This is a genomic window from Cellulomonas sp. JZ18, from assembly GCF_009720485.1.
Classification (GTDB): Bacteria; Actinomycetota; Actinomycetes; order Actinomycetales; family Cellulomonadaceae; genus Cellulomonas.
In genome coordinates this window covers 2306514-2329111 of the sequence record NZ_CP045245.1, presented here as the reverse complement: position 1 = coordinate 2329111, position 22598 = coordinate 2306514, and the positions used below count along the sequence as shown (strand labels likewise).

20 protein-coding genes and 3 pseudogenes are annotated in these 22598 nt (G+C 74.7%); 15 read left to right on the top strand and 8 right to left on the bottom strand.

What is annotated here, in order from left to right; all coding sequences use genetic code 11:
• Position 1: 1 nt before the first annotated feature.
• From GC089_RS10560 to dnaE, 6 genes are all read left to right on the top strand, one after another.
• Entirely contained in the window at positions 2-286 is a 285-nt protein-coding gene (locus tag GC089_RS10560) for a YggT family protein (RefSeq protein ID WP_136520326.1), read from the top strand.
• Positions 287-433: 147 nt separating this feature from the next.
• Entirely contained in the window at positions 434-1108 is a 675-nt protein-coding gene (locus tag GC089_RS10555; RefSeq protein ID WP_155377646.1) for a DivIVA domain-containing protein, read from the top strand.
• Between the two features lie 238 nt (positions 1109-1346).
• On the top strand, positions 1347-1811 hold the full coding sequence (locus GC089_RS10550) for a TraR/DksA C4-type zinc finger protein (RefSeq protein WP_155377645.1): 465 nt from the start codon (positions 1347-1349) through the stop codon (positions 1809-1811).
• Positions 1812-1831: 20 nt separating this feature from the next.
• Positions 1832-2494 (top strand): signal peptidase II, encoded by a 663-nt coding sequence (locus tag GC089_RS10545; RefSeq protein WP_155377644.1) that lies wholly within the window; start codon positions 1832-1834, stop codon positions 2492-2494.
• A complete protein-coding gene (locus GC089_RS10540; RefSeq protein ID WP_155377643.1) occupies positions 2491-3426 on the top strand; it encodes an RluA family pseudouridine synthase in 936 nt (311 codons plus the stop codon). Before GC089_RS10545 ends, GC089_RS10540 begins: the two co-directional genes overlap by 4 nt.
• Positions 3427-3513: 87 nt before the next feature.
• Positions 3514-7050, top strand: coding sequence for a DNA polymerase III subunit alpha (dnaE, locus tag GC089_RS10535; protein WP_155377642.1), 3537 nt, complete (start codon positions 3514-3516; stop codon positions 7048-7050).
• Between the two features lie 48 nt (positions 7051-7098).
• On the opposite strand, the gene GC089_RS10530 is transcribed toward dnaE, so the two are convergent.
• Positions 7099-7317, bottom strand: coding sequence for an RNA-binding S4 domain-containing protein (locus tag GC089_RS10530; protein WP_155377641.1), 219 nt, complete (start codon positions 7315-7317; stop codon positions 7099-7101).
• A gap of 100 nt (positions 7318-7417) precedes the next feature.
• On the opposite strand from GC089_RS10530, the gene hisD reads away from it, so the two are divergent.
• Entirely contained in the window at positions 7418-8740 is a 1323-nt protein-coding gene (gene hisD, locus GC089_RS10525; protein ID WP_155377640.1) for a histidinol dehydrogenase, read from the top strand.
• Positions 8741-8834: 94 nt separating this feature from the next.
• Here the strand turns inward: hisD and GC089_RS10520 are convergent, their stop codons facing one another.
• Positions 8835-10997 carry a RecQ family ATP-dependent DNA helicase gene (locus GC089_RS10520; protein ID WP_370513987.1) on the bottom strand — a complete coding sequence of 721 codons (2163 nt, stop codon included), beginning with the start codon at positions 10995-10997 and terminating at the stop codon, positions 8835-8837.
• 88 nt (positions 10998-11085) lie between these two features.
• On the opposite strand from GC089_RS10520, the gene GC089_RS10515 reads away from it, so the two are divergent.
• The 6 genes and pseudogenes from GC089_RS10515 to GC089_RS10490 all read left to right on the top strand — a co-directional run bounded on the left by GC089_RS10515 (position 11086) and on the right by GC089_RS10490 (position 15632).
• Positions 11086-12207 (top strand): histidinol-phosphate transaminase, encoded by a 1122-nt coding sequence (locus GC089_RS10515; RefSeq protein ID WP_155377638.1) that lies wholly within the window; start codon positions 11086-11088, stop codon positions 12205-12207.
• Positions 12204-12829, top strand: a pseudogene (hisB, locus tag GC089_RS10510) (imidazoleglycerol-phosphate dehydratase HisB). The gene GC089_RS10515 and the pseudogene hisB overlap by 4 nt, the downstream one beginning before the upstream one ends.
• The gene (locus GC089_RS10505; protein ID WP_155377637.1) at positions 12826-13320 is read left to right on the top strand and encodes a hypothetical protein; all 495 of its coding nucleotides are present in this window, start codon (positions 12826-12828) and stop codon (positions 13318-13320) included. Before hisB ends, GC089_RS10505 begins: the two are co-directional and overlap by 4 nt.
• Before the next feature lie 86 nt (positions 13321-13406).
• The gene (gene hisH, locus GC089_RS10500) at positions 13407-14090 is read left to right on the top strand and encodes an imidazole glycerol phosphate synthase subunit HisH (RefSeq protein ID WP_155377636.1); all 684 of its coding nucleotides are present in this window, start codon (positions 13407-13409) and stop codon (positions 14088-14090) included.
• 67 nt (positions 14091-14157) lie between these two features.
• Positions 14158-14904, top strand: a complete 747-nt coding sequence (gene priA / locus GC089_RS10495; RefSeq protein ID WP_155377635.1) for a bifunctional 1-(5-phosphoribosyl)-5-((5-phosphoribosylamino)methylideneamino)imidazole-4-carboxamide isomerase/phosphoribosylanthranilate isomerase PriA — start codon at positions 14158-14160, stop codon at positions 14902-14904.
• Positions 14901-15632, top strand: coding sequence for an SseB family protein (locus tag GC089_RS10490; protein WP_155377634.1), 732 nt, complete (start codon positions 14901-14903; stop codon positions 15630-15632). The genes priA and GC089_RS10490 overlap by 4 nt, the downstream gene beginning before the upstream one ends.
• Positions 15633-15657: 25 nt before the next feature.
• On the opposite strand, the gene GC089_RS10485 is transcribed toward GC089_RS10490, so the two are convergent.
• From GC089_RS10485 to GC089_RS10475, 3 genes are read right to left on the bottom strand one after another with little or no spacing between them, the layout of a single operon-like run.
• Positions 15658-16029 carry a spore germination protein GerW family protein gene (locus GC089_RS10485; protein WP_155377633.1) on the bottom strand — a complete coding sequence of 124 codons (372 nt, stop codon included), beginning with the start codon at positions 16027-16029 and terminating at the stop codon, positions 15658-15660.
• A 32-nt stretch (positions 16030-16061) separates the two neighbouring features.
• A complete protein-coding gene (locus GC089_RS10480) occupies positions 16062-16811 on the bottom strand; it encodes a S1C family serine protease (protein ID WP_155377632.1) in 750 nt (249 codons plus the stop codon).
• On the bottom strand, positions 16808-17509 hold the full coding sequence (locus GC089_RS10475) for a hypothetical protein (protein WP_155377631.1): 702 nt from the start codon (positions 17507-17509) through the stop codon (positions 16808-16810). The genes GC089_RS10480 and GC089_RS10475 overlap by 4 nt, the downstream gene beginning before the upstream one ends.
• A gap of 122 nt (positions 17510-17631) precedes the next feature.
• On the opposite strand from GC089_RS10475, the pseudogene GC089_RS10470 reads away from it, so the two are divergent.
• Positions 17632-18819 (top strand): annotated as a pseudogene (locus GC089_RS10470) (MFS transporter); the annotation flags it as partial.
• A gap of 36 nt (positions 18820-18855) precedes the next feature.
• Here GC089_RS10470 and GC089_RS19120 read toward each other — a convergent pair.
• The 3 genes from GC089_RS19120 to GC089_RS10455 all read right to left on the bottom strand — a co-directional run bounded on the left by GC089_RS19120 (position 18856) and on the right by GC089_RS10455 (position 21440).
• On the bottom strand, positions 18856-19224 hold the full coding sequence (locus tag GC089_RS19120; protein WP_155377630.1) for a DUF1844 domain-containing protein: 369 nt from the start codon (positions 19222-19224) through the stop codon (positions 18856-18858).
• A 209-nt stretch (positions 19225-19433) separates the two neighbouring features.
• Positions 19434-20939 carry a catalase gene (locus GC089_RS10460; protein WP_155377629.1) on the bottom strand — a complete coding sequence of 502 codons (1506 nt, stop codon included), beginning with the start codon at positions 20937-20939 and terminating at the stop codon, positions 19434-19436.
• Positions 20940-21026: 87 nt separating this feature from the next.
• On the bottom strand, positions 21027-21440 hold the full coding sequence (locus GC089_RS10455) for a Fur family transcriptional regulator (protein WP_155377628.1): 414 nt from the start codon (positions 21438-21440) through the stop codon (positions 21027-21029).
• A 320-nt stretch (positions 21441-21760) separates the two neighbouring features.
• On the opposite strand from GC089_RS10455, the pseudogene infC reads away from it, so the two are divergent.
• Positions 21761-22312 (top strand): annotated as a pseudogene (gene infC / locus GC089_RS19115) (translation initiation factor IF-3); the annotation flags it as partial.
• Positions 22313-22598: the final 286 nt, after the last annotated feature.

The following is a 22598-nucleotide window of genomic DNA, read 5'->3' as shown; positions in this document are numbered from 1 at the left end:
CGTGCGTCTCCTGGCCAACCTGCTCTATCTCGTCGTCCTCGTCTTCTTCCTCCTGCTGCTCGTGCGGCTGGTGCTGGACTGGGTCCAGTTCTTCGCACGCGAGTGGCGGCCGACGGGCGTCGCGCTCGTCGTCGCCGAGGTGACGTACTCCGTGACCGACCCGCCGCTGCGCGCGCTGCGCCGAGTCCTGCCCCCGGTGGGTATCGGGCAGGTCCGGTTCGACCTCGCGTTCCTCGTCCTCGCACTGGGCTGCTCGCTGCTGCTGTCGGTGCTGGGCCGGGTGTGACGAGGGTCCCCACGACCCCGTCCGCCGCCCTCCGGGGGCGGTCCGGGGGGACGTGCGACGCTTGTTTTCTCCGCTACGGTGGCCCGAGGCGGTCGGTGGACTGACTGCCGCCGGCCAGAGCCAGCACGACCGACAGAGGTGACGACGATGGCACTGCTGACCGCAGACGACGTCCTGAACAAGAAGTTCCAGGCGACCAAGTTCCGCGAGGGGTACGACCAGGACGAGGTCGACGACTTCCTGGACGAGGTCGTCAACACCCTGCGGGACCTGCAGGGCGAGAACGAGGACCTCAAGACGAAGCTGGCGGCGGCCGAGCGTCGGATCGCCGAGCTCAGCCGTGCCGGTGCCCAGCAGGCCGCCCCCGCCCCGAAGCCCGAGCCGGCCCCCGTGCCCGAGCCGCAGCCCGCGCCCGTGCCGGCGGTCGCGCCGCAGCCGCCCGTCGTGCAGGCGCCCGCCCCCGCCCGGACGAGCGAGCCGGAGTCCGCCACGGGCATGCTCGCGCTGGCGCAGAAGCTGCACGACGACTACGTGCGCAGCGGCCAGGAGGAGTCGGACCGCCTGATCAACGAGGCGAAGTCGCGTGCCAACCGGATCGTCCGGGAGGCGGAGGAGACCTCGCAGCGCACGCTCGGCCAGCTCGAGCAGGAGCGCTCGCTGCTCGAGCGCAAGATCGACGAGCTCCGCGTCTTCGAGCGCGACTACCGCACGCGCCTCAAGAGCTACCTCGAGAACCTGCTCGGCGACCTCGAGAACCGCGGCAACGCGCTGCCGCCGCGCTCGGGCCAGGGCCAGCCGGTGCCGGAGAAGCAGAGCATCTGACGCGTCACGTCGCCGCCGGTCGCCACCTCGTGTGCGCGGGCCGGCGGCGTCGGCATGCCCGCCGCGGTCCGCCGGTGCCGGCGGGCCCCGGTGCGGAGGGCGCCGCGCGTGCGGGCGACCCGTCCGGTGCGCCGGCCCGGGGCGGCCGTGCCGCCCGGCCGCCGTGCGTGCCGTGTTGTGCCCCGACCCGTGCGCGCATACAGTCGCGGCACTCGAGACGGGGGGAACGTCCGTGACCATGAACGACGCACCGAGCACATCGACGGGCACGCTGACCGCCGGCACCGACGCCGGTCCGCTGACCGTCACCCGTGCACTGCCGGTCCGCGACGGCGAGGAGCCGTGGACGCAGGCGGAGGTCCAGGAGGTGGCGGACGAGCTGACCGCCGACCGCGAACGGCTCGCCGGCGAGCTGCTGGAGGCCGGCGCCGAGCTGTCCGAGCTGCTGCGCAACTCCGGCGACGGCGCGGGCGACGACCAGGCGGACTCGGGGTCCTCCGCGCTGGAGAGGGAGCACGAGCTGACGCTCGTGAACAACACGCGGGACCTGCTCGAGCAGACCGCCCACGCGCTCGACCGGCTCGAGGCCGGGACGTTCGGCGTGTGCGAGTCGTGCGGGCGGGCGATCGGCAAGGCCCGCCTGCAGGCGTTCCCGCGCGCGACCCTCTGCGTGGAGTGCAAGCAGCGCGAGGAGCGTCGCTGACGCCCCCGTAGACTCCTGCGGTGCCCACGACGGACGGAACGCCGGCCCAGCCCGACCTGCCCCAGGAGCCGGCGTCCGGCCGGCTGCCGTGGACGCGGCCGCCGGTGTCGCGGCGTCGGCGCCTGCTGACGCTGCTCACGGGGCTCACGCTCGGCGTGCTGGCCGTCGACCAGGCCACCAAGGTCTGGGCGGTGGCCTCGCTCGCACCGGGGGAGCGCGTCGCGCTGCTCGGCGACCTGTTCGGGCTGCAGCTCGTGCGCAACCCCGGGGCGGCCCTGTCCATCGCGACGGGCATGACGTGGGTGCTCACGCTCGTCGCGGTGGTCGTCGTGGTCGTCGTCGTGCGCGCGTCCCGGCGGATCGGGTCGACCGGGTGGGCGCTCGCGCTGGGGCTCCTGCTCGGCGGTGCCCTCGGCAACCTCGTGGACCGCATGGTGCGCGAGCCGGGGCCGGCCCGCGGGCACGTCATCGACTTCCTGGCGTACGGGGACCTGTTCGTCGGCAACGTCGCGGACATCGCGATCGTGGCGGCGGCGATCCTGGTCGTCCTGCTCACCGCGCGGGGCGTGCACCTCGACGGCACGCGTGACGGCACCGGGGAGGCCGCGGACGCGGCGCCCGCGGTCGCCGACGGCGACGCCGCGGACGGGGCGCAGCGGGCGCACGACGGTGGTGCGGCGTGAGCGACCAGCGTGCGCTGCCGGTCCCGGACGGGCTCGCCGGCGAGCGCGTCGACGCGGCGCTGGCGCGGCTGCTCGGGCTCTCGCGCACCCGCGCCGCCGAGCTCGCCGCCGACGGGTCGGTGCGCGTCGACGGCCGCGAGGTGGGCAAGTCCGACCGGCTGACGGCCGGGGCGTGGCTGGAGGTCGACCTGACGCCGACCGCGCCACCGGCCCCCGTCGTCGTCCCGGAGCCCGTGCCGGGCATGCGGATCGTGCACGACGACGACGACCTCGTCGTCGTCGACAAGCCGGTCGGCGTGGCGGCGCACCCGTCGCCCGGCTGGACGGGGCCCACCGTCGTCGGCGCGCTCGCAGCGGCCGGCTACCGGATCTCGACGTCGGGTGCGGCGGAGCGGCAGGGGGTCGTGCACCGCCTGGACGCGAACACGACCGGGCTCATGGTCGTCGCCAAGAGCGAGCACGCCTACACCGTGCTCAAGCGCGCGTTCAAGGAGCGCACGGTCGAGAAGGTCTACCACGCGCTCGTCCAGGGGCACCCGGCCCCGACGACCGGGACGATCGACGCGCCCATCGGGCGGCACCCGTCGTCGGACTGGAAGTTCGCCGTGGTGGCGGACGGCAAGCCGTCGGTGACGCACTACGAGGTGCTGGAGATGCTGCCGGGTGCCTCGCTCGTCGAGGTGCACCTGGAGACCGGGCGCACGCACCAGATCCGGGTGCACATGGCGGCGCTGCGCCACGCGCTCGTGGGCGACCTCACGTACGGCGCGGACCCGTCGCTGGCGGCGCGTCTGGGCGTGCAGCGGCAGTGGCTGCACGCGGTGCGCCTCGGCTTCGAGCACCCCGGCACGGGGCAGTGGCTCGAGGTCGGCAGCGACTACCCGGAGGACCTCGTCGTGGGGCTGGAGAGGCTGCGCGCGGCCTACGGGTGAGCAGGCTCACGGGCCCCTCCGGCGTGTCGCCGGACACGGGTCGCGGGGGTCTCGGAGGTGTCGGTGGAGGCACGTAGGATCGCCCGCATGGCATCTGCTGGAGGCTCCGACTTCGTCCACCTCCACGTGCACACCGAGTACTCGATGCTCGACGGCGCGGCCCGTCTGCCCGACCTGTTCGCCGAGGTGCAGCGCCTGGGCCAGACGGCCATCGCGACGACCGACCACGGGTACCTGTTCGGCGCGTACGACTTCTGGGCGAAGGGCACGGCGGCCGGCATCAAGCCGATCATCGGCGTCGAGGCCTACGTCACGCCCGGCACGAGCCGGTTCGACCAGACGCGCGTGCGGTTCGGCGGGCAGGGCCAGGAAGCCGACGACGTGTCCGCCCGCGGCGCGTACACGCACATGACGCTCCTGGCCCGGAACAACGAGGGCCTGCACAACCTGTTCCGCGCGAGCTCGCTGGCGTCGCTCGAGGGGCAGATGGGCAAGTGGCCCCGCATGGACCGCGACCTGCTGCAGCGCTACGGAAAGGGCCTGATCGCGACCTCGGGGTGCCCGTCCGGGGAGATCCAGACGCGGCTGCGGCTGGGCCAGTGGGACGAGGCGGTCCGCGCGGCCGGCGAGCTGCAGGACATCTTCGGCAAGGAGTTCTTCTACATCGAGCTGATGGACCACGGGATCGAGATCGAGACCCGTGTCCTCAAGGACCTGCTGCGCCTGTCGGAGCACCTCGGCGCACCGCTCGTCGCGACGAACGACCTGCACTACGTCAAGCGCGAGGACAGCGCGTCGCAGGAGGCGCTGCTGGCGATCAACTCCGGCTCGACGCTGTCCGACCCGGACCGCTTCAAGTTCGACGGCGACGGCTACTACGTGAAGTCCGCCGAGGAGATGCGCCGGATCTGGGCCGAGCTGCCCGAGGCGTGCGACAACACGCTGCGGATCGCGGAGCAGTGCGAGGTGTCCTTCAACACCTCGGCGAACTACATGCCGAACTACCCCTGCCCGCCCGGCGAGGACGAGACCAGCTGGTTCGTCAAGGAGGTCGAGAAGGGGCTGCACCAGCGGTACCCGGCCGGCATCCCGGACGAGGTGCGCAAGCAGGCGGAGTACGAGACCCAGGTCATCACGCAGATGGGCTTCCCGGGGTACTTCCTCGTGGTCGCCGACTTCATCAACTGGGCCAAGGACAACGGCATCCGGGTGGGGCCCGGCCGTGGCTCCGGTGCCGGCTCGATGGCCGCCTACGCCATGAAGATCACCGACCTCGACCCGCTGCGGCACGGCCTGATCTTCGAGCGGTTCCTCAACCCCGACCGCGTCTCCATGCCCGACTTCGACGTCGACTTCGACGAGCGCCGGCGCGGCGAGGTCATCCGGTACGTGACGGAGAAGTACGGCGAGGACCGCGTCGCGCAGATCGTCACGTACGGCACCATCAAGGCCAAGCAGGCCCTCAAGGACTCCGCGCGGCTGCTCGGCATGCCGTTCGCGATGGGGGAGAAGCTCACGAAGGCGATGCCGCCCGCGATCATGGGCAAGGACATCAGCCTCACCGGCATCTTCGACCCGTCGGACAAGCGGTACCACGAGGCCGAGGAGTTCCGGCAGCTGCACGCGGCCGACCCCGACGCGCAGCGCGTCGTCGAGCTCGCCAAGGGCATCGAGGGGCTGAAGCGCCAGTGGGGCGTGCACGCGGCGGGCGTCATCATGTCGAGCGAGCCGCTCATCGACATCATCCCGATCATGCGCCGCCCGCAGGACGGCGCCGTGATCACGCAGTTCGACTACCCGACGTCCGAGGGCCTCGGCCTGATCAAGATGGACTTCCTCGGGCTGCGCAACCTCACGATCCTCGACGACGCGCTCGAGAACATCGTGATGAACGGCAAGGAGCCGGTCGAGCTCGAGAAGCTCGAGCTGACCGACCGGGCCACGTACGAGCTGCTCGGACGCGGCGACACCCTGGGCGTGTTCCAGCTCGACGGCGGCGGCATGCGGACCCTGCTGCGCCTCATGCGGCCCGACAACTTCGAGGACATCTCCGCCGTCGGCGCGCTCTACCGCCCCGGCCCGATGGGTGCGAACTCGCACACGAACTACGCGCTGCGCAAGAACGGCCAGCAGCCGGTGACGCCCATCCACCCGGAGCTCGAGGAGCCCCTGGCGGACATCCTCGGCACGACCTACGGCCTGATCGTCTACCAGGAGCAGGTCATGGCGATCGCCCAGCGCGTCGCCGGGTACTCGCTCGGACAGGCCGACATCCTGCGCCGCGCGATGGGCAAGAAGAAGAAGGCCGAGCTCGACAAGCAGTTCGAGGGCTTCTCGGCCGGCATGCGCGAGCGCGGCTTCTCGATGGAGGCCGTCCAGACGCTGTGGGACATCCTGCTGCCGTTCTCGGACTACGCGTTCAACAAGGCGCACTCGGCCGCGTACGGCGTCGTGTCCTACTGGACCGCCTACCTCAAGGCGAACTACCCGACCGAGTACATGGCCGCGCTGCTCACGAGCGTGCGCGACGACAAGGACAAGTCGGCGCTCTACCTCAACGAGTGCCGGCGCATGGGCATCACGGTCCTGCCGCCGGACGTGAACTCCTCGTCCGCGAACTTCACCGCCGTCGGCAAGGACATCCGGTTCGGCCTCACCGCGGTGCGCAACGTCGGCGCCAACGTTGTCGACGCGATCGTCGCCGCGCGCGAGGAGAAGGGCGCGTTCACGTCCTTCACGGACTTCCTCGACAAGGTGCCCGCGGTGGTCTGCAACAAGCGGACCATCGAGTCGCTCATCAAGGCCGGTGCGTTCGACTCCCTCGGGCACGCGCGGCGTGCGCTGCTGCTGGTGCACGAGCAGGCCGTGGACTCGGTCATCAGCGTCAAGCGCCGGGAGGCGGAGGGCCAGTTCGACCTGTTCGCGGACCTGGGCGGTCCCGGCGACGGCGGGGGCGTCAGCGTCACGATCCCCGACCTGCCGGACTGGGAGAAGAAGCAGCGCCTGGCGTTCGAGCGGGAGATGCTCGGGCTGTACGTGTCCGACCACCCGCTGTCGGGCATCGAGCACGTGCTCGCCGCCGCCGCGGACGTCTCCATCGCGACGCTCAACGCGGACGAGGCGCGTCCCGACGGCTCGACCGTGGTGGTCGCAGGCCTCGTGACCGGTCTGCAGCGCAAGATGTCGAAGCAGGGCAACCCGTGGGCCGCCGTGACGCTGGAGGACATGGAGGGGTCCGTCGAGATCATGTTCTTCGGCGAGACCTACCTCGCGTACTCGACGGTGCTGGCCGAGGACGCCGTGCTCGTCGTGCGCGGCCGCGTCCGCCGGCGCGACGAGACGATGCAGCTGCAGGCCATGGAGGTCTCGATCCCGGACGTCTCGCAGGCGGCGGACGCCCCGGTCGTCGTGTCGCTCGCCGAGTCGCGCTGCACGCCGCCGGTGGTCGAGCGCCTGCGTGAGGTGCTCTGCACGCACCCGGGCGTCACCGAGGTGCACCTGCGCCTGACGAACCCGGGCAAGGTGACGGTCATGCGGCTCGACGACGGCCTGCGCGTCGAGCGCTCGCCGTCGCTGTACGGCGACCTGAAGGCGCTGCTCGGACCGAGCTGCCTCTCCGCGTAACCGGGACGGCTCTCCGTGTGAGGCGGCCGGCGCCGCGCGCCGTCCGCCTCACACGACCGTGAAGGAGACGACCCCGGTCGGCAGGTCGACCTCGACGACGGCGCCGCGGGTCACCTGCCGGCCCCGGCGGTTCTCCGGCTCGCCGTCCACGCGGACGGCGTCGTCCTCGAGGAGCGCGCGCGCCTCCGCGCCGGAGTCCGCGACGCCGGCCAGCTTCAGCAGCTGACCGAGCCGGATGACGTCGTCGCGCACGTGCACCTCGTCCATGCGCCCCATGATCGCGCACCCCGGGCCGCACAGGGACCGGTGGCCGCTACCGCCCGTGGACGTCACGGTCGCGGCGGCGGCGCCCGCCTAGACTCGGCACGTGATCTCCCGCATCGACCTGCGTGGCCGCCGTCCGTCCCGTCGTGAGCTGCTCGCCGAGCTGCCGCGTGCGGAGCTCGACGTCGAGCACGCGGCCGCCGCGGTCGCGCCGATCCTCGAGCAGGTGCGCACCGACGGTGCCCGTGCGCTGCGCGACCTGTCCGAGCGGTTCGACGGCATCCGTCCCGAGCACGTGCGGGTCCCGGCGGCGGCGCTCGCGCAGGCGCTCGCCGCGCTCGACCCGCGGGTCCGGGCGGCGCTGGAGGAGACGGTCCGCCGGGTGCGGCAGGTGCACGCGGCCCAGCGGCCGCAGGACTTCACGGTCGACGTCGCACCCGGTGCGCGGGTGCGGCAGCGGTGGCTGCCCGTGCGTCGGGTCGGCCTCTACGTCCCCGGCGGGCTCGCGGTCTACCCGTCGTCCGTGGTGATGAACGTCGTCGCCGCGCAGGAGGCCGGCGTCGGCTCGCTGGTCGTCGTCTCGCCGCCGCAGAAGGACCGGGACGGGCTGCCCGACCCGGTGGTGCTCGGCACGTGCGCGCTGCTCGGCGTGGACGAGGTCTACGCGGTCGGCGGTGCGCAGGCCGTCGCCATGCTCGCGTACGGCGCGGCCGGCAGCGACGAGGTCGACGGCGAGACGCTCTGCGAGCCGGTGGACGTCATCACCGGCCCGGGCAACGTGTACGTCGCCGCGGCGAAGCGGCTGGTCCGCGGGCTCGTCGGCATCGACGCCGAGGCCGGGCCGACCGAGATCGCGATCCTCGCGGACGGCACCGCCGATCCCGTGCACGTCGCCGCCGACCTCGTGTCGCAGGCCGAGCACGACCCGCTGGCGGCGGCCGTGCTCGTCACCCCGTCGGTCGAGCTGGCCGGCGCTGTCCAGGCCAAGCTCGTCGACCTCGCCGAGGCCACGATGAACCGCGACCGCGTGCTCACCGCCCTGAACGGCTCCCAGTCGGCGATCGTCCTGGTGGACGACCTCGAGGCGGGGCTCGACGTGGTGAACGCCTACGGTGCCGAGCACCTCGAGATCCAGACCGTGGACGCCGCGACGTGGGCGGACCGGGTCACGAGCGCCGGCGCGATCTTCGTCGGGCCCTGGTCGCCGGTGTCGCTCGGTGACTACATGGCCGGGTCCAACCACGTGCTGCCGACCGGGGGGTGCGCGCACTTCGCGAGCGGCCTCGGCGTGCACTCGTTCGTGCGGGCCGTGCAGGTCGTCGAGTACGACGCCGACGCGCTCGCACAGGTGGCCGACCGGGTCGTGGCGCTCGCGGACGCCGAGGGTCTTCCCGCGCACGGCGAGGCGGTCCGCGCCCGGTTCTGACGACGCCGGCCGCGACGCCGCGCCCGTGCGCCGGGCGCCGACGGCGCCCGGGCGGCTGGTGTGGGGGCGGCCGGCGTGGGTGGAGGCCGTGGCGTCAGCCGACGCCGAGCACGAACGGCAGGACCTCGCTCGCGCCGGCGCGGCGCAGCAGCCGCCCGGCGACCGTGAGCGTCCAGCCGGTGTCGGTCCGGTCGTCGACGAGCAGCACGCGTCGGCCCGCCACGGCGGCGGCCACGTCGTCGGGCAGGGCCAGGTGCCGTACGACGTCGGCGAGCCGTTGGGCCGAGTTCACGTCGTGCCGCGGCGGCGCGCCGAGAGCCGTCAGGGACCCCGCCGCGGGGACGCCGAGCAGGCGTGCGGTGCCGGCGGCCAGGTGCGCGACGAGCGCACCGCGGCTCGCCGACCCGACGGCGACGACCACGTCCACCTGCGGCCGCCACGCCTCGAGGACCTCGCGGACCGCGCCGCGCAGGGTGGTCGGCAGCTCGGCGGGAACGTCGTCGAGCAGCGCGGCGCGCAGCGGACCGCCCCACCCGAGCCCGTCGAGGCGACCGACCGCCCGCCCCTCCGCGACCTGCTCCTTGGCGGGCAGCCGTCCCCGCAGGTCGAGCCCGAGGGACGCCAGACCGGTCGGCCACTGGCGCCGGGCGGACACGGGCTCACCGGGGACGGCCAGCAGCGACCGCGCCGACGCCACGGCGTCCTGGTCGGGCACCGCGCCGACCGTCGTGCCCGTGCAGGTGTCGCAGCGCCCGCAGCGCCACCCGTCCTCGAGCGCGGGGTCGTCGAGCGCCGCCCGCAGGTAGGCCATGCGGCACGCGTCCGTGCTCAGGTACTCGAGCATCGTGGCCTGCTCGGCGCGGCGGGCCGCCGTCACGCGCGCGTACCGCTCCGCGTCGTACGACCACGGCTCGCCCGTCGACTCCCAGCCGCCCCGCACGCGGCGCACGGCGCCGTCCACGTCGAGGACCTTGAGCATCCCCTCGAGCCGCGTGCGGCGCAGGCTCACGAACGTCTCGAGGTTCGCCGTGGAGAGCGTGCCGTGCGCGTCGAGGGCCGCGAGCGTGGCGCGGACCTCCTGCTCGGGCGGGAAGGCCGTCGAGGCGAACCACTCCCAGATGGCGCGGTCGTCCTGACCGGGCAGCAGCACGACGTCGGCCCGCGCGGTGGCGCGCCCCGCACGCCCGACCTGCTGGTAGTACGCGATCGGCGAGGACGGCGCGCCCACGTGCACGACGAAGGCGAGGTCGGGCTTGTCGAAGCCCATGCCGAGCGCCGACGTCGCCACCAGCGCCTTGACGCGGTTGGCCAGGAGGTCGGCCTCCGCGGCCTCGCGCTCGCCCGGGTCGGTCTGCCCGGTGTAGGTGCGCACGTCCAGCCCGGCCGCGCGCAGGTGCTCGGTGACCTGCTCGGCGGCGGCGATCGTGAGGCAGTAGACGATGCCGGAGCCCTCGAGCGCGGGCAGCGTCGCGGCGAGCCACGCCAGCCGCGTCGCGACGTCGGGCAGCTGCGTGACCTGCAGGCGCAGGGACGGCCGGTCGAGCGAGCCGCGCAGGACCAGCGGTGCCACCGCGTCGTCCCCGCCGAGCTGCTCGGCCACGTCCGCGGTCACGCGGGCGTTCGCGGTCGCGGTCGTCGCGAGGACCGGCACGCCGGCGGGCAGGTCACCGAGCAGGGTGCGGATGCGCCGGTAGTCGGGGCGGAAGTCGTGGCCCCAGTCCGAGATGCAGTGCGCCTCGTCGACCACGACGAGCCCGGCGTCCTGGGCGAGCCGGGGCAGCACCTCGTCCCGGAAGCCCGGGTTGTTCAGCCGCTCCGGGGAGACGAGCAGGACGTCCACCTCGCCGGCGGCGACACGCGCGTGCACGTCCGCCCACTCCTGCACGTTCGCCGAGTTGAGGGTCTCGGCCGCGATCCCCGCCCGTCGTGCGGACTCCACCTGGTTGCGCATGAGCGCCAGCAGCGGCGAGACGATCACGGTCGGTCCGCGGCGCGCGCCGCCCGCCCCCGCGCGCAGCAGCGCGGTGGCGACGAAGTACACGGCGGACTTGCCCCACCCGGTGCGCTGCACCACGAGGACACGCCGGTGGTCGGCCACGAGCGCCTCGATCGCCTGCCACTGGTCCTCGTGCAGGCGCGCGTCCTCGCGGCCGACGAGCCGTCGCAGCACCTCCTCGGCCCGGGCGCGCAACGCCGCGCGGTCGACGGGGGAGCCGGACGGGGAGTCGGGCGGGGCGGGCACGGCGGAGTCGGGCACGACCGGCAGCGTAGGCCGCGCGTCCGACAGCGGCCCGGCGCGGGCGGGTGCACGGGACGTCGTCGCGGGGTCAATAGACTCGGGGACCGTGACCTCCGCCCCCGACCGCCCCGCGGCGGCCCTGCCGCTGCGGCCCGAGCTCGCCGGCATCGAGCCGTACGGCGCGCCGCAGCTCGACGTGCCGGTCCTGCTCAACGTCAACGAGAACCCGTACGCGCCCTCCGAGCAGGTCGTGGCCGACGTGGCCGCCGCCGTCGCGGAGGCCGCGCGCGGGCTCAACCGCTACCCGGACCGCGACTTCCTCGCGCTGCGCACCGACCTGGCCGACTACCTGGCGACGGAGTCCGGTGTGCGCCTGGACCCGGCCCAGCTGTGGGCGGCGAACGGGTCGAACGAGATCATGCTGCACGTCCTGCAGGCGTTCGGCGGGCCCGGCCGCACGGCGCTGTCGTTCGCGCCGACGTACTCGATGTACCCGGAGTACGCGCGCGACACGTCGACCGCGTGGGTCGTCGGCCGGCGCGCCGAGGACTTCACGATCGACCCCGGGCACGCGCGCGCGGCGATCGCCGAGCACGCGCCGAGCGTCGTGCTGCTGGCCAGCCCGAACAACCCCACGGGCACGGCGCTGCCGGCCGACACGGTCCGGGTCGTGCTCGACGCGGCCGCCCAGGTGCCCGGCGGCTGCGTCGTGGTCGTCGACGAGGCCTACGGCGAGTTCCGTCGCGCGGGCACGCCCTCGGCGCTCGAGCTGCTCGCCGACCACCCGCACCTCGCGGTCAGCCGCACCATGTCGAAGGCGTTCGGGCTCGCCGGGGCGCGCGTCGGCTACCTGGCCGCGAGCCCCCGGCTCGTCGACTGCCTGCGCGTCGTGCGCCTGCCGTACCACCTGTCGGCGGTCACGCAGGCCGTGGCACGGGCCGCGCTCGCGCACGCGCCCGAGCTCATGGCGCAGGTCGGCTCGCTGCGCGAGGAGCGCGACGACCTCGTCGCGTGGCTGCGCGCACGCGGGTTCACCGCGTGCGACTCCGACGCGAACTTCGTGCTCTTCGGCACGTTCGACGACCGCCAGGCGGTCTGGCAGGGTCTGCTCGACCGGGGCGTGCTCGTGCGCGTGACCGGTCCGGAGGGATGGCTGCGGGTGTCGGTCGGCACCCCGGCGGAGACGGCGGCGTTCCGCGACGCCCTGGTGGAGGTGACGGGACGATGAGCCCGCAGCAGGACGCGCCGGTGGCCCGGCGCACGGCCCGCGTCGAGCGGTCGACGAGCGAGTCCACGGTCGTCGTCGAGGTGGACCTCGACGGCACGGGGCGCACCGAGATCGACACGAGCGTGCCGTTCTACGACCACATGCTCACCGCCCTGGGCAAGCACTCGCTCATCGACCTCACGGTGCACGCGAAGGGCGACACGCACATCGACGTGCACCACACGGTCGAGGACACGGCGATCGTCCTCGGGCAGGCGCTGCGTCAGGCGCTGGGCGACAAGCGCGGCATCGCCCGCTACGGCGACGCCACCGTGCCGCTCGACGAGGCGCTCGCGCACGCGGTCGTCGACGTGTCCGGGCGTCCCTACCTCGTACACACCGGCGAGCCCCCGGGGCAGGAGTACCACCTGATCGGGGGCACTTCACCGGGTCCCTGACGGCCCACGTGCTGGAGTCGATCGCGCACCACGCCGCGTTCACGGTGCACGTGCGCGTGCTCGCCGGCCGCGACCCGCACCACATCGTCGAGGCGCAGTTCAAGGCCCTCGCGCGTGCCCTGCGCGCCGCCGTCGCCCTCGACCCGCGGGTCGAGGGCGTGCCGTCGACGAAGGGCGCGCTGTGAGCGGCGAGCGACCCGGCGGCGGCGAGGACGACCTGTCGTTCGAGGTCCCGGACGACCTGTCGTCCCTCACCACGCCGCGGGCGCCGACGCTGGCCGTCCTCGTCACGCAGGTCGCGACGGCCGAGGCGCTCGCGGCGGCGTGCGCGCTCGCGAAGCTCGACGTCGACGCCGTGCCGTCGTCCGTCGGCGCGATCGCCGTGCCCCGCTCGCCCGCGGACGGTGCCCGGACGGCCGCCGCGGTGTCGCAGATGCTCCGGCAGGTGCCGGTCGTGCTGCTGGAGAAGCGCGAGGGCCGCGTCGACGCCGGCCAGTGGGTCGCGGGGACGCGGGAGAAGGACCTGCCGGCGGGTCTCGTGCTCTCGGGCGCACCGGCGGTGCTCGAGGACCTGCTGCTCGGCGACGTGCCGGTGGGCGAGGTCGAGGGCGTCGTGACGTCGGTCGGCATCTCCCGGCTCAAGGCGATGCGCCTGCTCGCGCAGAACCGCCGCTGACCCCCGCCGCTGCTGCAGCGCTGACCACCGCCGCCGACCCTCGCCGCAGACCGTCGCCGCCGGCCACCGCGCGGACCGACCGACGGGTGGCACGGCCCGCGCGGGTAGACTCGGGGGGTGCCTTCGTCCCCCGCGTCGTCGTCCTCGACTACGGCTTCGGCAACGTGCGCTCCGCCGTGCGTGCCCTCCAGCGCGTGGGCGCCGACGTCGAGCTGACCGGTGACAAGCAGGCCGCGCTGGAGGCGGACGGTCTCGTCGTCCCCGGTGTCGGCGCGTTCGCGGCCGTCATGGACGGCCTGCGCGGCGTCGGCGGCGACCAGGTCGTGGACCGCCGCCTGGCCGGCGGCCGGCCCGTGCTCGGCATCTGCGTCGGCATGCAGGTCATGTTCGCCGAGGGCGTCGAGCACGGCGTGCACGCCGCGGGCCTGGGGGAGTGGCCCGGCGTGGTCGACCGCCTGGAGGCCGAGGTCGTGCCGCACATGGGGTGGTCGACCGTGGACGCCCCCGAGGGCACGGTGCTGTTCGACGGGCTCGAGGACGAGCGCTTCTACTTCGTGCACTCCTACGCGGCCCGGTCGTTCCCGCTGGCCGACGCGCCCGCGCCCGGCGAGCACCCCATGGCGCCGCCGCTCGTGACGTGGTCCGAGCACGGCTGCCGCTTCGTCGCCGCCGTCGAGAACGGCCCGCTGTCCGCGACGCAGTTCCACCCCGAGAAGTCCGGCGACGCCGGCGCCCAGCTGCTGTCGAACTGGGTCGGCTCGCTGCGCTGAGCCGCGTGCCGCCCGCCCCACCCGCGCACGCCGGGCCCCGGTACGCGCACGGCCACGAAGAGGATCCATGACCGACACCCCCCGGCTCGAGCTCCTGCCCGCCGTCGACGTCGCCGACGGCCAGGCCGTCCGCCTCGTGCAGGGCGAGGCAGGCTCGGAGACGTCCTACGGCGACCCGCTCACCGCGGCCCTCGACTGGTACGACGGCGGCGCCGAGTGGATCCACCTCGTCGACCTCGACGCGGCGTTCGGGCGCGGCTCCAACGCGGCCCTGCTGGCGGACGTGACGCGAGAGCTGGCGGGGCGCGGGGTCAAGGTCGAGCTGTCCGGCGGGATCCGCGACGACGCGTCGCTCGAGCGCGCGCTGTCGACGGGCGCGACGCGCGTGAACCTCGGCACGGCGGCCCTCGAGGACCCCGAGTGGACCGCGAAGGTCATCGCCTCGCACCGCGAGCAGGTCGCCGTCGGCCTCGACGTGCGCGGCACCACGCTCGCCGCACGCGGCTGGACCCAGGAGGGCGGGGACCTCTGGGACGTCCTGGCCCGTCTGGACGAGGCCGGCTGCTCGCGCTACGTCGTCACCGACGTGACGAAGGACGGCACGCTGCGCGGCCCGAACCTCGACCTGCTGCGCGAGGTCTGCGCCCGCACGTCGGCGCCGGTCGTCGCGTCGGGCGGGGTCTCGAGCCTCGACGACCTGGCGGCGCTGCGCACGCTCGTGCCCGTCGGCGTCGAGGGCGCCATCGTCGGCAAGGCCCTGTACGCCGGCGCGTTCACCCTGCCCCAGGCGCTCGACGTCGCCGGACGTCCGTGACGGGGCGCGCGCTGCCGCCGTCGTCGCCGTTCGCCGGTGACGACGGCACCGCGGACCCGACCCTGGCCGCCGTGCTCGCGCGCCACGCGGCCGGGGACGCGGACGTCGCCGCCGTCGTCGCCGCGCTGCCCGGCACGCGCGTGCTCGTCCCCGTGCTCGCCGAGCTCGAGGTCGCGGACGTCGTCGAGCACGCGGGGCAGGCGCACACGGTCGACAAGGAGGCGTCGGCCGGGGTCGTCGCGCTGCGCACGCCCGACGGGCGCACCGCGCTGCCCGTGTTCACGGCCGTCGACAGCATGCGCCGCTGGCGCGCGGACGCCCGGCCCGTGCCGAGCGACGTGCCGCGGGCGGCGCTCTCCGCGGTGGCGGAGGGCTGGGAGGTGCTCGTCGTGGACCCCGCCGGGCCGGTCCCGGTCGTGCTGCCCCGCACCGCGGTCGAGGCGCTCGCCCGCGGCGAGTCCTGGCGCCCCGCCGTCGTCGACGGCGTGGTCGACCCCGAGGTGCGCGCGGCGGTGGCCGCCGCCCTGGCGGGCGTCCGCCTCGTGCGCAGCGTCGACGCGGTGCCCGGCACGCGTGCGGAGGTCGCGGTGCAGCTGGGCCTCCTGCCCGGTCTCGACCGCGCGGGACTCGACCGGGTGCTGGTCCAGGTGAACGCGGCGCTGGCGGGGGACCCCGTCGTCACGGCGCGGGTCGACTCGCTCGAGCTGCGCCTGCGCGCCGCGACCTGACCGCCCCGCGATCCCGGACCGCTCCTCAGCGGCGGCGACGCACGGCCCACGCGAGCGCCCACGCGCTCGCCACGACGGCGACGAGCACCTGGCCGCCGAGGATCGCCCGGTCCACGCTCACGACGGGCGACCAGCGCGCGCCGTCCCGGTCCACGACGAACACGCCCAGCGGCCGCACGTGCGTCGTCCAGCCGCCGCCACCGCCGTCGCCGGACCCGCCCGCGGCGTCCCCGGCGGCCGCGCCGCCCGCACCCGTGCCGGCGGCGCCGGTCGCCCGCGCCACGGGGACGACCAGCACGCCGTCGTGCTCGTACGCCTCCCCGAACACGCGGCGCACCGTGAACGTGTCGGCGGCGGCGCGCACCAGGGCGGCGGGGTCGAACGCGCGGTCGGGCATGGCTCCTCCGGGTGGGTCGGCGTGCGGTCCGGTCAGCCGCACGAGGGCGCGGGGGCGAAGGCGGCGCTGTCCGCGAGCAGGGTGCGCAGCGTGCTGACGGGCACGACGAAGCTGAGCCCGAGGGAGTTCTTCGCGTACACGACCCCGATCACGCGTCCGGACGCGTCCAGCGCGGCGCTGCCGGACGAGCCGGGCTCGACGGGCGCGTCCGTCACGAGCACCTCGCCCAGGTTCTCGTGCAGCGGGTCGGTCACGGTGGCGACGACACGACCGTCGGTGACGGTCAGCTGCCGGCCCAGCGGGTAGCCGACCACGGTCACCGGGTCCCCGACCGCGGGGTCGGCGTCCGCGAGGACGGGGGCCTGCGGCAGCGGGTCGACGGTGCGCACGACGGCGAGGTCCGCCAGCGCGGCGGTGCTCGCGGCCTCCGCCGCGAGGTCCCGCCCGTCGTACGTGCTCAGCTCGAGCTGCGCGGAGTCGGCCACCACGTGCCGGTTCGTCACCAGCGTGTGCTCGTCGATCGCGAAGCCCGACCCCGTCGAGAGCGCGCCGCAGCCGATGTTGCGGATCCGCACGGCCATGCGCTGCGCCGCGTCGAAGCCGTCGGGGGACAGCTGGGTCGCGTCGGCCGTGGCGACCGGGACGGGCACCGCCGTCGGCACGACGCTGGTCGGGACCGGGGCCGGCGGGGCGGGGAGGAGGGCGCAGCCGGCGAGCACGGCGGGGGCGACGAGCAGGGTCGCGCAGCGGGCGGCGCCGCGGGCGGTGCGCGGTGCGCTCACCGGGCCAGCTCCCGCTGCAGCGCCGCGTTCGCCTCGGTCGCGGCGCCGCACACGCGCTCCACGTCCGCCCGGAAGCGCGCCAGGTCCGCGGCGTCCCACCGGGCCGCGTCCTCGAGGTATCCGATGAGCGTCTCCTGGCCCTCGACGCAGTTCGACAGGGCGGTCGCGACGTTCCCCGCCGCCTGGGAGACGCGCGCCTGGTAGTCGGCCAGCTGCTGCTGCGCCGCCGTGCTGTCACCGAGCTGCGCCTTCTCGTCGGCGAGCTCGGTGATGCGGGTCTGCGCCGTCGCCAGCTGGTCGCGGGTGGCCTGCAGGTCCCCGGTCGTCGCCTCGAGCTCGGCCTGCGCCTGCGCGAGCTGCTCGCCGTGCGAGCGCGCCAGGGCCTCCCAGTCCGCGGCCGCCTGCTCCCACCGCTGCGTCGTGCTCCACAGCCGGGCGCCGACGAGGCCCGCCGCGACCAGCACCCCGACGAGCACGAGCGCGAGGACGACGACGGCGCGGCGGCGTCGCGGCGGCGGGTCGGTCGGGACCAGGAGCGTGGTGGGTGCGGACGCGGCCGGCGGGACGTCGCCCGTCGTCGGCTGCGGGCCCCACCAGGACGCGGGCGCCGCGCCGTCGTGCCGTGCAGCGGGCGGCGGGACGGCCGGCGCGGGGCGCGGGTGCTCGGGGCCGAAGGAGGGGACGGGTCCGCCGGTCATCCGGCCAGGATAGGTCCCGGGGGGCCGCCGGCCGGGCGGCGTGCCGTGGATCACCCAACCGCACGTCAACGGCAGGAAAACGATGCCGCCCGACGGTCCGGCGCGTGTGACCATCGGCAGCCGTGCGGTCCTCCTACTCCGACGTCCTGCGCCTGCCCGGCGTGCTGCGCCTGTTCGTCGTCGCCCTCGTCGCGCGCGTCCCCCACGCGATGAGCGGGGTCGTGCTCACGCTGCACGTCGTGACCGCCCTGGACGAGGGCTACGCGCGCGCCGGCGTGGTGGCCGCGTCGATGACGATCGGCGTCGCGGTCGGTGCCCCCTGGCGCGGACGGCTCGTCGACCGGGTGGGCCTGCGTCGTGCGCTGCTGCCGTCGGTGCTCGTGGAGTCGGCCGTGTGGCTCGCGGCGCCGCACCTGTCGTACACGCCGCTGGTGGCCGTCGTCTTCGTCGGCGGCGTCTTCCTCGTGCCCGTGTTCTCGGTGGTGCGCCAGTCGCTCGCCGTGCTCGTCCCGCCCGCGCAGCAGAAGGCCGCGTACGCGCTCGACTCGGTCTTCACCGAGCTGACGTTCATGCTCGGCCCGGTGGTCGGCACGCTGCTGGCCGTGCAGGGCTCGACGGTCCTCGCCCTCACGGTCGTCGGCGTGGCGACGGTGGGCGCCGGGGTGCTCCTGCTGTGGGCCGACCCGCCCACCCGCAGCGCACCCGGCACCGTGCAGTCGTCGGCCGTCGGTGCGACGCGCGTGCTGACGCCGCAGCTCGTCGTCGTCCTGCTCGCCGCCGTCGCGGCGGCGTTCGTGCTCGTCGGGACGGACGTGTCGCTCGTCGCGGCGCTGAACGACAGCGGGCGCGCGGCGGACGTGGGGTGGATGGTCGCGCTGTGGGCCGGGGGCTCGGTCGTCGGCGGTCTGCTCCACGGCACGAGCGCCCGTCAGCCGTCGCCGCTCCTGCTCGTCGCGCTGCTCGCGCTCGCGACGGTGCCCGCCGCGTTCGTGCCCGGCCCGGTCGCGCTCGCGGTGGCCGTGTTCGTGGCGGGCCTGCCGTGCGCACCCGCCCTGGCGTCGATCAACGCGACGCTCGTGCGCCTCGTGCCCGAGCACCGCCGCGGCGAGGTCATGGGCTGGAGCGGCACGATGCAGACCGTCGGCAACGCCCTCGGGGCGCCGCTGTGCGGCTGGACGATCGACCGCGCGGGTGCCGGTGCCGGCTTCCTCACGGCGGCCACGGTCGGCGGCGGGGTCGCGCTCGTGGGTCTCGCGGTCACCGCCCTGGTCCGTCGGCGCCGTGCTGCGGCGGGTGTCGCCGACGGCCCGGGGGAGCCGGCGGCGACGGCCGCCGCACCCGTGCCGTCAGGAGACGGGGCCGGTGAACTTCTCGCCGGGCCCCTCGCCGGGGGCGTCGGGGAAGGGCGAGGCCTCGCGGAAGGCCAGCTGGAGGGACCGCAGCCCGTCGCGCAGGGAGCGGGCGTGCTGGTTGCCGATGTCCGGGGCGGACGCGGTGACGAGGGCGGCGAGGGCGGTGATGAGCTTGCGGGCCTCGTCGAGGTCCCGGTGCGCTGACCCCGGCGCGTCGGGCCCGTCCTCGGCGAGCCCGCACTTGACGGCCGCGGCGCTCATGAGGTGGACCGCGGCGGTCGTGATGACCTCGACCGCCGCCACGTCCGCGATGTCGCGCACGGCCTCGGCGGTGCGCTGGTCCTGCTCGGTGGGCTCGCTCATGCTCCCGATCCTCTCACCGCGGTGGGCCCCGCCCGCCGGCACAGGCACGACGGCCCCGTCCCGCGGGAGGGGGCGGGACGGGGCCGTCGTCGTGGCCGTGGGGGGCCGGCCGGGTGACCGGCGCCGACGCGGGGGCCGTCGGCGCCGGTCGTACCGGTCGAGGGGCGACCGGTACGTCGTGACGTGACCGTCGGTCGTGGCGTCGCCCGTCAGGCGACGGGCACGCTCACGGTGCCGGGCTCACCGGTCTCGACCGGCGCGCCGATCGCCGCGAGGGACTCGCGCAGGGCGGCGCCGAGGCCCGCGTCCACGTTCGTCCAGTACTGCACCGCACGGGCGCGGATGTCGTCGTTCTTCACGGCGCCGACGTGCCCGGTGATCGTCTCGAGGAAGCGGGCGCGCGCCGCGTCGTCGAAGACCTCGCGGTACAGCGTGCCCGCCTGGCCCCAGTCGTCGTCCTGCGGGTGCAGGGTCGCGGCGGCGCGCACCATCTCGCCGTCCGACTCCCAGCCGCCCGTCTCACCGGCACGCGCCGGGTCGGCCGCCGGGCCGCCGAACGAGTTCGGCGCGTAGACCGGGCGGTCGGCCGACGGGAACGTGTAGCGCCCCTGGCCGTCCTTGGAGTAGGAGTGCACCTCGGACTTCGGCGCGTTCACCGGCAGCTGCGCGTGGTTCGTGCCGACGCGGTACCGGTGGGCGTCCGCGTAGGAGAAGATCCGCGCGAGCAGCATCTTGTCCGGGCTCGGGCCGATGCCGGGCACGAAGTTGCTCGGCGCGAACGTCGCCTGCTCGATCTGCGCGAAGTAGTTCTCCGGGTTGCGGTTGAGCTCCATCACGCCGACCTCGATCAGCGGGTAGTCCGCGTGCGGCCACACCTTGGTGAGGTCGAACGGGTTGAAGCGGTACGTCTTCGCGTCCTCGTATGGCATGACCTGGACGCTCATGGTCCAGCGCGGGAAGTCGCCGTCCTGGATGTGCTCGTACAGGTCGCGGATGTGGTGGTCCGCGTCCGAGCCCGCCAGCTGCGCGGCCTCGTCGGCCGTCAGGTTGTCGATGCCCTGCTGGGTCTTGAAGTGGTACTTGACCCAGAAGCGCTCGCCCGCGGCGTTGACCCACTGGTACGTGTGCGAGCCGAAGCCGTCCATGGTGCGCCACGAGCGCGGCAGGCCGCGGTCGCCCATGAGCCACGTGACCTGGTGCGCCGACTCGGGCGACAGGGTCCAGAAGTCCCACTGCATGTCGTTGTCGCGCAGGTTCGAGCCCGGCAGGCGCTTCTGCGAGCGGATGAAGTCGGGGAACTTGATGCCGTCGCGCAGGAAGAACACCGGGGTGTTGTTGCCGACGAGGTCGTAGTTGCCCTCGGACGTGTAGAACTTCAGCGCGAACCCACGCGGGTCGCGCCACGTGTCGGGGGAGCCGTTCTCACCCGCCACGGAGGAGAAGCGCGCGAGCATCTCGGTCGCGGCGCCCGGCTGGAAGACCGCGGCGCGCGTGTAGGCCGACACGTCGTTGGTCACCGTGAACGTGCCGAACGCGCCGCCGCCCTTGGCGTGCACGACGCGCTCGGGGACGCGCTCGCGGTTGAACTGCGCGAGCTTCTCGACGAGGTAGTGGTCGTGCAGGACGATCGGGCCGTCGGCGCCGACGCTCAGGGCGTGGGCGTCCGAGGCGACCGGGGCGCCCGAGTTGGTCGTGGTGGGGGGCACGTGGGACAAGCGGGTTCCTCTCCTCGGCCCGGGCGCGCAGCCCGGGGTGCAGCGACCCGCCGCGCGTGGCGACGGGGGTTCGTGGCAGCAGGGGCGTCAGCCGGCCTGCCGGCAGGCGGGGCACAGGCCCCAGAAGGTGACCTCGGCGCTCTCGACCGCGAAGCCGGACGTGGAGCTCGGCACGAGGCAGGGCGCGTGGCCGACGACGCAGTCGACGTCGTCGACCGCGCCGCAGCCGCGGCAGACGACGTGGTGGTGGTTGTCGCCGACGCGCCGCTCGTAGCGGGCAGGGTGCCCCGCCGGCTCGATCCGCCGCAGCAGACCGGCGCCGGTGAGGGCGTGCAGCACGTCGTACACGGCCTGCACGGACACGGTGGGCAGCGTGGTGCGCACGCGGCGCAGGACCTCGTCGGCGTCGAGGTGGCCGTGGCCGCCCAGCGCGTCGAGGACGGCGAGGCGCGGCGCGGTCACGCGCAGGCCTCGCTCGCGCAGCAGGTCGGTGTCGGGCACGGCCTCACTCCAGCACGTTTTCTGGAATGGTTCAAGTATCGACACGCGTATGCCGGCAGGTGCGAGAGCGATACGGGGACGTGCCCCCTCGGCGCCCGGGGGAGGGGTGGTACAGTCGTCGGTGACTGACCCGCGCTGTCGCGCGCCCTCGTCCCGCCGCACGGCCACCCCCGGGTGTCCGTGCCGGAGTCGGGGGTGCGTGATGGAGCGGGTGCACAAGTGGAGTCCTTCCCACCTGGGTCCCGCCCGTCCGGCCTCGCGCCGGCGACAGGGACCGGGTCCCAGTCCTCGGGTCGGCGGCACGTCCGTCGGCCCGGTCGGTGGTCGCCGTGCGCACCGCCGTTCGGACGTGGCCTCCGCCTGTGCCCAGGGCGGGGGCCTTCCTCGTTCCTGGGGTCCACCACGACGAACCCGAGGAGCACCACATCAGCGAGCCCCGCATCAACGATCGGATCCGCGTCGCCGAGGTCCGACTCGTCGGACCCAACGGCGAGCAGGTCGGCATCGTGCGCCTGGAGGACGCCCTGCGTCTGGCCCAGGACGCGGACCTCGACCTGGTCGAGGTCGCGCCCACGGCCCGTCCGCCCGTGTGCAAGATCATGGACTTCGGCAAGTTCAAGTACGAGGCCGACATGAAGGCGCGTGAGGCCCGGCGGAACCAGGCCAACACCGTCCTCAAGGAGATCCGCTTCCGGCTCAAGATCGACCCGCACGACTACGGCACGAAGAAGGGCCACGTCGAGCGGTTCCTCAAGGCCGGCGACAAGGTCAAGGTCATGATCATGTTCCGCGGTCGCGAGCAGTCGCGCCCGGAGATGGGCGTGCGCCTGCTGCAGCGGCTCGCCGCCGACGTCGCCGAGCTCGGCTTCATCGAGAGCATGCCGAAGCAGGACGGCCGCAACATGATCATGGTGCTGGGGCCGACGAAGAAGAAGGCGGACCAGCAGAAGGAGCAGCGGCGCGCGGCCGCGGCGCAGCAGCGCGAGGAGCAGCCGGCCGAGCAGGCCGACGGCGCCCCCGCCGCCGAGGCGGCGTCCGCCCCGGCCGCCGCCCCGGCACGTCCGGCGCAGGCCCCCGCGACCCAGGCCCCCGCGGCCCAGGCCCCGGCCGTCGAGGCCCCCGTCGAGCAGGCTCCTGCCCCCGCGCTCCCGAGCCGCA

Coding starts and splice junctions, on each gene's coding strand:
- GC089_RS10555 (WP_155377646.1), top strand. CDS start 434: ATGGCACTGCTGACCGCAGACGACGTCCTGAACAAGAAGTTCCAGGCG.
- GC089_RS10550 (WP_155377645.1), top strand. CDS start 1,347: ATGAACGACGCACCGAGCACATCGACGGGCACGCTGACCGCCGGCACC.
- dnaE (WP_155377642.1), top strand. CDS start 3,514: ATGGCATCTGCTGGAGGCTCCGACTTCGTCCACCTCCACGTGCACACC.
- GC089_RS10530 (WP_155377641.1), bottom strand. CDS start 7,317: ATGGACGAGGTGCACGTGCGCGACGACGTCATCCGGCTCGGTCAGCTG.
- priA (WP_155377635.1), top strand. CDS start 14,158: ATGACCGACACCCCCCGGCTCGAGCTCCTGCCCGCCGTCGACGTCGCC.
- GC089_RS10485 (WP_155377633.1), bottom strand. CDS start 16,029: ATGCCCGACCGCGCGTTCGACCCCGCCGCCCTGGTGCGCGCCGCCGCC.
- GC089_RS10475 (WP_155377631.1), bottom strand. CDS start 17,509: ATGACCGGCGGACCCGTCCCCTCCTTCGGCCCCGAGCACCCGCGCCCC.
- GC089_RS19120 (WP_155377630.1), bottom strand. CDS start 19,224: ATGAGCGAGCCCACCGAGCAGGACCAGCGCACCGCCGAGGCCGTGCGC.